We start from the raw sequence: 8523 nt of genomic DNA on the forward strand, positions 1-8523 counted from the left end.
TTGCTTCCAACCCGCCAGATCTAGTTCAACACAGCGTCTGCGGAGTAGTTCGTAATCTGATTGTTTGTATTTTCCCATACCGACAACAAGATACGATTATTATAAGCTTATTCACGGATCAATAAAATAGTCGTCCACCGTTTGGCAAATGTATTCCAACTGCATTTCGGATAGTTCGGTATGCATGGGCAGCGAAATGACACGTTGACAAAGCTCTTCCGTTACCGCCAGATCTCCGACAATCCGCCCCAAATCCTGATACGCTTTTTGCTTTGCCAACGGAATAGGATAATACACCATACTTGGGATTTGTTTCTGCTGGAGAAATGCTTTCAGGCCATCGCGGTCCCGAGCTGGCACTTTTAAGGTATACTGGTGGTATACGTGGGTTGAGGAAGAAGCACGGGCTGGAATTTCAATTTTGGAAATGTCCGCTAAAGCCTGATCATACCAGGCTGCCGCCCATTGTCGGGCTGCGGTATAATCATCCAGCAATTTTAATTTTTCCAACAGAATGACGGCCTGGAGAGTATCCAGCCGAGAGTTAACGCCAATTAAATCGTGTTTATATTTCTGACTTTGTCCATGATTAGCGATTTTCCGTACCCGTTCTCCCAGATCGGTATCGTTGGTATAAACCGCTCCGCCGTCTCCAAAACACCCCAGATTCTTCGAAGGGAAAAATGAGGTTGTGCCCAGGTCCCCCAAACAGCCGGCCGACTTTACTTCACCATCGCTAAACGTATAATGCGCACCAATGGCTTGGGCATTATCTTCGATCACGTAGATCTGATGGGAACGGCATAGCTGAAGGATGGGCTCCATTTCGGCACACTGACCAAACAAGTGAACGGGAACCACCGCCCGGGTCTTCCTGGACAGGGCTTTTTCAATCTCCTGAGCAGTAATGGTAAAGGTAACGGGATCTACATCCACCATGACAGGGATTAAGCCAAGCAGCGCAATAACTTCGGCGGTGGCAACGTACGTGAAAGCCGGAACGATCACCTCGTCACCAGGCCGGAGATCAAGCGCCATCATGGCCAGTTGCAGCGCATCTGTCCCATTGGCGCAGGCAATCACCTCCTCTGCCCATAAATAGGCAGCTAAGGCCCGTTCAAATTGGGTAACCTGGGGGCCTTTAATAAAGGTGGACTGATCAATGCAATGATGGATAGCCTCATCGATAGCAACTTTATTCCGTAAGTATTGCTTCTTCAAATCGACCATCTGAATGGGGTCTTCCACCATAAAATTCGTACGCATGTGTCAGTAAAATTCGTTCATCCTATCGCCAATCCCTCTTACTACTTCTTACTAGTTTCTTTATTCTATCGCTGATACAATAAATTTCCGCCCATTTCTTTTATTGACTTCGTGCCTTATGCACGAAAATATTCTTGAAAATCTTCCCTAAATAGTCGAGGTCCGTTTTAAATGGTTCGGTTTCGTAGGCCTTCAGGTATTTTAACTCCGATTCCACGATCTCATCGAGGTTTTTGGGTAAATCCGCATAATAGGGCGGGAGAAGACCCGGTTTATGTTTACTCCGAATGGTTTGCAGGGATTCCGGGTATAAATTAAAATAGTGTTCGCTGATGGGACGAACTCCAATCAGTTTGATGTCGCCTTTCAGCAGATTATACAGCATCGGCAATTCATCGATCCAATACTTCCGGATAAATCGTCCGCCCGTGCTGACCCGATAATCATTTTTAAATTTACCGCCGGTGTCCAGACCATTGGTTTTGTGCAAATAATCCTGAGCATACTCCGCATACGGGTGCATCGACCGAAGTTTATAGACCGTAATGGGTTTCTTGTTTATCCCCAACCGCTTCATGGAAAAGATGAACCCTTCATTGGGTAAGGGTTCAGAAAGACTGGGAATGCAGGAAGGGTGAGGCTGGGTAACAAAAAACGTTTCCTTATTGGTCTCCCGAATCTGAACAATTTGAAAACCGTGATAAATCAGCCGCCCCATTATTTCTGCCTTGGACATATCGACCGAAATCTTAAGGACACGGCTTATTTTTCGAAGGCCTTTGAGCTTCGGCAGTACGCGATGCCACAAAAAGTGGAAGGGATAATATGTAGTAAATAATAAACCGGGAAATTTATTCTTTAGCGCTACTTTAATATTTTCTGCCGTTTCAATTTTAAAAGCAAAGTATTGATTTTCAGATAAACCGCTCCGAATATTTTCAAAAATCGATGTAGGGTTGTCAGCTTTTAAAAGAACTTTTCGCAAAAACACATGCTGGTTATTGGGTAGCGTCTGTCGGTCAAAAAGTGATGACTGTGGTAGAGAATACCACCGCTCGGCCGGAGCTAATTGCGAAAGAAAATCCGAAAGGTCCTCGTCCGGAAGAGGAGAATAGGGTAGCTCTTTCCGGATTAGTGGATCAAGGGCATACGAAAAAGGGGGTTCACTTGAAACCGGAGTAGAAGGTATGATCATACATGTAGGACAGAGTTAACTATAACTTCCTTCTGGACTATACGACTGCCTCAAAAGGTTTCCATAATAGACTAATAACCAATATTATACACGCAATTTGTTTATTTTGTATTCAGAATCTATTAATTAATATAGTCTAAGCTACCAAATCCGGGAATTGTTAACAATAATAAACGCACTAAGCCCGTATTTTTCTTTACGAATTCCCCCTTTTTCTTTATAAGGATTTTTTTGGCAGAATATATGAAAATATTTCTCATATATCTCTAGATACGAAAGAGAGTCGTCTGGAAACTCAATGGGCATTAGAAAAATTCCGCCTATGTTTTTTTGACACAATATATATATTATATGTTTGTACTTTTGAAAAATATAGTAAAAAAGTGATTTTTTGGCAAAAACCTGACTCGTACCAATTCTACCCTTCACTACGATTTACCTGAAAAATACAATTATACTTTTGAACATCTATACGTAGTTATCATCAATTTTGGAATTGAATCTTATCTTTTTCTAGTCGAATTGCCGAGTATTTTATCTAGTCATTTTTTGCAAACGGGCCGGTTCCTATCCCCCTAGCTTTCCTCGCAGTTGTCATGTTTTCTACCCTTTGTCGACATGGAGTGTTCTTGGTTAGGCAGCTTGTCTGGTGTGGAATTCTGTTACCCGCAATGGGCCAAAAAGTCGTTCCGCTAAAGCTGCAAACCGAGAAATTACTTTTTGCTGACTCTGTTTACCGGGCCGCGATCGTTCAGAACGATACGGTGCAGCTAGCCGAAGCCGCCTACCTGTATGGTAAGATTTATAATGCCGCTGGCGATTACTTAACATCCCAACGTTTTTTTTTCCGCGCTTTGGGAAAGTTGGAACCACGGGGTGATTCCTATGAGTTGGGGAGACTTTATCACCGGTTATACATCATCGAAAACGAACAGCAGCATTATAAAGAGGCTTATCAGTATGCGCGTCTTTCAATGGATGTTTTTCAACGAATAAAATCGGAAAAGGGCCTGATGCGCTCCTACAATGCGTTAGCTGATCTCCACGCTTATGGCCTGCCAAGGATTGAGCAGAAAGAAAATAAGAGCTCCTTTTATGACAGTACATTACATTATTTCCGAAAGGCTGAACAAATCGCGTATAAGCGGAAAGACTCCTTAGCGATCGCCGTTACGAGCAATTATTTGGGATTCTATCTCTGGAATGTCAGGAAGAGTCCGTTAGCCATACCGTATATGGAAACCGCCCTGGCCATCTACACCAAACTGGCAAAGGACGCGATTCGGATAAGTATTATGTTGCAACTAGCATCGGTTTATACAACACTAAACCGTCCGAATCAAGCCTGGAGCCTGCTTCGTGAGGCACAACAACTTTCAGAAAGCTCGCAGGTGCAGGAGCACATCCAGTTGCAATTACTCGAACAGACTTATATCGCGTATTACCAGAATGCCCATAACTGGAAGCGCGCTTTTGAACACGCTCAGAAACTGGCAAAGCTGGAAAAGAATGTGTTGATGGCAGACCGGGAAGGGGCGGTTTCCCGGCTAAATGTCGAATATGACCTGGAGAAAAAAGAGAACTTGCTTAAAACGCAGAAAAAAGAACTGATTCTGCGTTCTAAAATTCTTACCATTCAACAATGGTTCATCGGGGCCGTACTGGTACTTGTCGCCGTTTCGGGCACCCTGTGTGTATTTTTCTTCCGACTCAATCGTAAATACAAACGCATTAGTGACCAGAATGTCGTCTTAGTCAAGGAGCAAAATCACCGGGTTAAAAATAATTTGCAGGTAATTTCCAGCTTGTTAAGTCTACAATCCAACCGCCTGGAAGATGCAACCGCCCGGAAGGCCGTTGAGGAAAGTAAACTACGGGTTTCCGCAATGGCCATTCTGCACCGAAGGCTGTATGATGGTGATAAGCTGGCCACGGTAAAACTAGCTGAGTTTATCACTGAACTCGTGGAAAGTGTACTCCTAACCTTTGGTTTTTCGACTGCCGAAATCGAGTATACCATAGACCCCATCGAACTACCCGCCGACCAGGCCATGCCAATCGGCCTGATTGTTAACGAATTAATTACCAATACCTGTAAATATGCGTTTATGAATCATCCCAATCCGGTTTTGCAGATTTCCTGTTGTCAGCAGGCGAATCGCATCGTCTTATCGGTGTCTGACAACGGGCCAGGCTTTTTACCTTCCTTTCAAAATGAAAAGGTCTCGTCGGTCAGGACGTTCGGGTTACGGTTGATTCAAATGCAGGTCGAGCAGTTGCAGGGGGTTTACCAGTTTACGGCCCATGCTGGAAGCCAGTTTAGAATGGAGTTTAAATGTTAAAAAATGATATGGACTCATTACGCATTTTGATTATTGAGGATCAGCTAATTACAGCTACAGACATTTGCGAAACCTTAGAGAAGTCCGGCCACGTGGTCACGGCTATCGCCCGAAATACGCAGGAGGCCATTGCATCCGTAATAAAAAATCCCCCCGATCTGGCCCTTATCGATATTCAACTCGATGGCGCTACTGACAATGGCATTGAAACCGCTCGCAAACTACTCATCTACCATGCGATGCCAATCATCTATTTGACGGCCAACTCCGAGTCGCTTATTTTTGAAGAGGCAAAAAAAACCATGCCAGCAGCCTATCTGCTAAAACCGTTTCGTAACAATGAGTTGACGATGCAGATCGAGTTGGCCTACTACAATTATCTTTCAGCGACCAAGGACCCCGATAAGACACAGACTTCTGACAGTCTGTTTTTGCCGATTAAGAAAGGATATAAAAAGATTCTTAAAAATGATGTGGTTTACCTCCAGGCCAATGGGTCGTACGTAAACATATTCATGATTCAGGAAGAAATCCCTCATTTGTTAACCATGAATCTGGGCTACCTGGCACAGTATTTTTCCACCCCTAACTTCTACCGGTTATCGCGCTCCGTCTTGATTAACATGAATCACCTGGAACGAATCGAGGGCAATCAGCTCTTTATGCACCGGCATCCATACGCCATCCCCATCCCGGAAGGAAGTCGTATGGACCTGCTAAAACAATTGGCTGTCGTCAGAACCCGTTAGGCCGCTGAATAAAACGGAAGAACCGGACGGAACGCCGGTTTGGCAACGGGTCAGCCCGGCTTTCCTCTCCACAGCCTGGCGGGCTCAGCCAATCGAGCAGAGTTTAACAACGCGTCCGGCCTGTTCACCGGTTTTCCTTCCCCTGGGCTTCGACCACGGCGATGGCGACCATGTTGACAATCTCGCGTTCGGACGAGCCCATCTGGAGCACGTATACCGGTTTACGGATACCCAGCAAAATGGGACCAATCGCGTCTAAACCGGCCGCTTCCCGCATGAGGTTGTAGGCAATATTGGCCGCCGAGAGGTTCGGAAAAATCAGTGTATTGGCCCCTTCTTCCACCAGCTTGCTGAACGGGTGATTGTGCCGCAGCAATTCCGTATTGAACGCCAAATGCGCCTGAATTTCGCCATCCACCGTCAGGTCGGGGTATTTCTGCTGTAACCGTTCGACGGCCTCATGCATCTTTTCAGCATCCTCACCTTTGGCACTGCCGAAATTGGAGTACGTAACCAGGGCAATCCGGGGTTTGATGTTGAACCGCTCCACCGCCTGGGCCGTCAGTTCGGTAATCTCCACAATTTCCGCAGCCGATGGATTGACGTTGACCGTCGTATCCGAAAAGAAAAGCGGGCCATATTTTGTCAGCAGAATATACATCCCTGCCACTTTCCGCACCCCCGGCTCTTTGCCGATGATCTGCAAAGCGGGCCGGATCGCATCCGGATACGTACGCGTCAGTCCCGAAATAAGCGCATCGGCCTCCCCGGTTTCGACCATCATCGCGCCAAAATAATTGCGAATCATCATCAGCTTCCGGGCTTCAGTGGGGTTGACACCTTTGCGTTTACGCTTCTCAAAGTACAGTTCCCCAAACCGGTCCACCAGCGCTTCCTGCTCCGCCGAACGGGGATCGATGATCGGAACAGCGCCCAGATCGAGGTTGTTCGCCCGGATAAGCGGCTGGATTTTATCGACCTCTCCCAATAAAATGGGGTGGGCAATCCCCTCATCCCGGACCTGTTGGGCGGCTTTCAGGACTTTCAGGTTCTCGGCGTCGGCAAAAACGACCCGTTTGGGATTGGCCTTCGCCTTGGCCAGAATAACCCGCGAGATCGGGTTTTCCTGCCCGATCCGCCGGGCGAGCTGTTGTTCGTAGGCATCCCAATCCTGAATGGGCTGCCGGGCCACGCCCGAATCCATGGCCGCTTTCGCCACGGCGGGAGCCACCGTCGTCAGCAAGCGCGGATCAACCGGTTTGGGCAAGATATAATCCCGGCCAAAAATCATATTGGGCTCATTATACGCCAGATTCACCAGATCCGGAACAGTTCGTTTGGCCAGTTCCGCCAGCGCGTACGTGGCCGCCAGTTTCATGGCTTCGTTGATCTCGGTCGCCCGCACATCGAGCGCCCCCCGGAAGATGTAGGGAAAGCCCAGCACGTTATTGACCTGATTCGGATAATCGGACCGACCCGTTGCCATGATCAAATCCGGGCGCGCTTCGATGGCCTCCTGATACGTAATTTCCGGCACCGGATTGGCCATCGCAAAAACAATCGCATCCTTCGCCATCGACCGGATCAGATCCGGGCTGACCAGATTGCCTTTCGACAAACCGACAAAGACATCGGCTCCGGCAAAGGCGTCGGCCATCGACTCGATATTCCGGCTGGTCGCAAACGGTCGGGTGATATCGTTCAGATCCGTGCGATCGGTGCGCAACGGGCCGTGGATGTCGAACATGACCATGTTTTCCCGTCGGGCTCCGAGCGCCACGTACTGATTCGCGCAGGAAATAGCCGCAGCCCCGGCCCCCAGAATGACAAACTGTACGGTTTCGATGCGCTTGCGCACCAGTTCCAGCGCATTCAACAAAGCCGCTCCGCTCACGATGGCTGTGCCGTGCTGATCGTCGTGCATGACCGGAATGGTCAGTTCCTGTTTCAGTTTCTGCTCGATCTCAAAGCATTCGGGTGCCTTGATGTCTTCCAGATTCACCCCGCCGAAAGTGGGTTCCAGAATTTTAACGGTCCGGACAAACTCGTCGATGTTTGTGGTGTTAAGCTCAATATCAAACACATCAATATCGGCGTAAATCTTAAACAGCAGTCCCTTGCCCTCCATAACCGGTTTACTGGCCAGGGCCCCGATATCGCCCAGTCCCAACACCGCCGTCCCGTTGCTGATAACGGCCACCAGATTGCCTTTGGCGGTGTATTTAAACGCATCGTCGGGATCGGCCGCAATCGCCAGGCAAGGTTCGGCAACGCCGGGCGAGTAAGCCAGCGAAAGGTCGCGCTGGGTGCTGTATTCTTTGGACGGAATGACTTCAATCTTTCCGGGACGGCCCTTGGCATGGTACTCAAGGGCATCCTCACGCCGAATGGTCTGTTGCATCGTTTTGCAGAAATTGAGTGCGTTTGAATGGGACCATCGAACGTCGGATGGTCAGGGTTAAGCAGGAATGGGTCCGCACGAATGAACCCGTACGGTTTAAGATGGCGAATCAAGTTAACCGCCAAACCCCGACCATCCAATTTCAAACGAGATTTATTTTCGCGACTTCGGCAAAATCGAGGTTTTCAGTAATGCGCTTTCCCTCGTTAGTCAGCGCATCTATATACAGTTCAATCCGTCGTTTGGCTTCCGCCAGATCCAGGTTATTAAGGTTGATGTTCAGCAGGTCGATGAACCAGGGGACCTTTATTTTGCTCAAAACGAAGACCGTAGCGATCTCCCGCGCGATCGGCAGCGTCGTACTTTTCGACGCTGCAAAAACATCCTTATCGCTGGCCTGCAACAGTTTTTCGTACTCCTGTTTCAGCAATGTTTGAAATAACTCCTGGGTAAAAACCGCCCCGGCTTTGGTGCCCGTCTCGGGATCCCCTTCGGTCAATACCGCCCCCTTATGCAGCCACTCCCACAAAATGCTCAACCGGATTTCACCCGTCGCCATGTCCTCCATCA

General features: G+C 48.1%; 5 protein-coding genes and 1 pseudogene. 2 read left to right on the top strand and 4 right to left on the bottom strand.

Annotated features, from left to right (window positions below; translation table 11 throughout):
• Nucleotides 1-111: 111 nt before the first annotated feature.
• Nucleotides 112-1251 carry a DegT/DnrJ/EryC1/StrS family aminotransferase gene (locus tag ACFPMF_RS27865; RefSeq protein ID WP_379851441.1) on the bottom strand — a complete coding sequence of 380 codons (1140 nt, stop codon included), beginning with the start codon at nt 1249-1251 and terminating at the stop codon, nt 112-114.
• Nucleotides 1252-1366: 115 nt separating this feature from the next.
• Nucleotides 1367-2002 (bottom strand): sugar transferase, encoded by a 636-nt coding sequence (locus ACFPMF_RS27870; protein WP_379851443.1) that lies wholly within the window; start codon nt 2000-2002, stop codon nt 1367-1369.
• 1055 nt (nt 2003-3057) lie between these two features.
• Here ACFPMF_RS27870 and ACFPMF_RS27875 point away from each other — a divergent pair.
• Entirely contained in the window at nt 3058-4803 is a 1746-nt protein-coding gene (locus ACFPMF_RS27875; protein WP_379851445.1) for a sensor histidine kinase, read from the top strand.
• 8 nt (nt 4804-4811) lie between these two features.
• Complete coding sequence (locus ACFPMF_RS27880; RefSeq protein WP_379851447.1) at nt 4812-5552, top strand: response regulator; 741 nt, start codon at nt 4812-4814, stop codon at nt 5550-5552.
• 124 nt (nt 5553-5676) lie between these two features.
• On the opposite strand, the gene ACFPMF_RS27885 is transcribed toward ACFPMF_RS27880, so the two are convergent.
• Nucleotides 5677-7953 carry an NADP-dependent malic enzyme gene (locus ACFPMF_RS27885; RefSeq protein WP_379851449.1) on the bottom strand — a complete coding sequence of 759 codons (2277 nt, stop codon included), beginning with the start codon at nt 7951-7953 and terminating at the stop codon, nt 5677-5679.
• Nucleotides 7954-8095: 142 nt separating this feature from the next.
• A pseudogene (locus tag ACFPMF_RS27890) lies at nt 8096-8523 on the bottom strand (malate synthase); the annotation flags it as partial.

It is taken from the genome of Larkinella bovis (assembly GCF_042655385.1).
Lineage (GTDB): Bacteria > Bacteroidota > Bacteroidia > Cytophagales > Spirosomataceae > Larkinella > Larkinella bovis.

Excerpts from the sequence above, each read along its gene's own strand:
- ACFPMF_RS27865 (WP_379851441.1), bottom strand. The coding sequence starts at position 1,251 with ATGGTGGAAGACCCCATTCAGATGGTCGATTTGAAGAAGCAATACTTA.
- ACFPMF_RS27870 (WP_379851443.1), bottom strand. The coding sequence starts at position 2,002 with ATGTCCAAGGCAGAAATAATGGGGCGGCTGATTTATCACGGTTTTCAA.
- ACFPMF_RS27875 (WP_379851445.1), top strand. The coding sequence starts at position 3,058 with ATGTTTTCTACCCTTTGTCGACATGGAGTGTTCTTGGTTAGGCAGCTT.
- ACFPMF_RS27880 (WP_379851447.1), top strand. The coding sequence starts at position 4,812 with ATGGACTCATTACGCATTTTGATTATTGAGGATCAGCTAATTACAGCT.
- ACFPMF_RS27885 (WP_379851449.1), bottom strand. The coding sequence starts at position 7,953 with ATGCAACAGACCATTCGGCGTGAGGATGCCCTTGAGTACCATGCCAAG.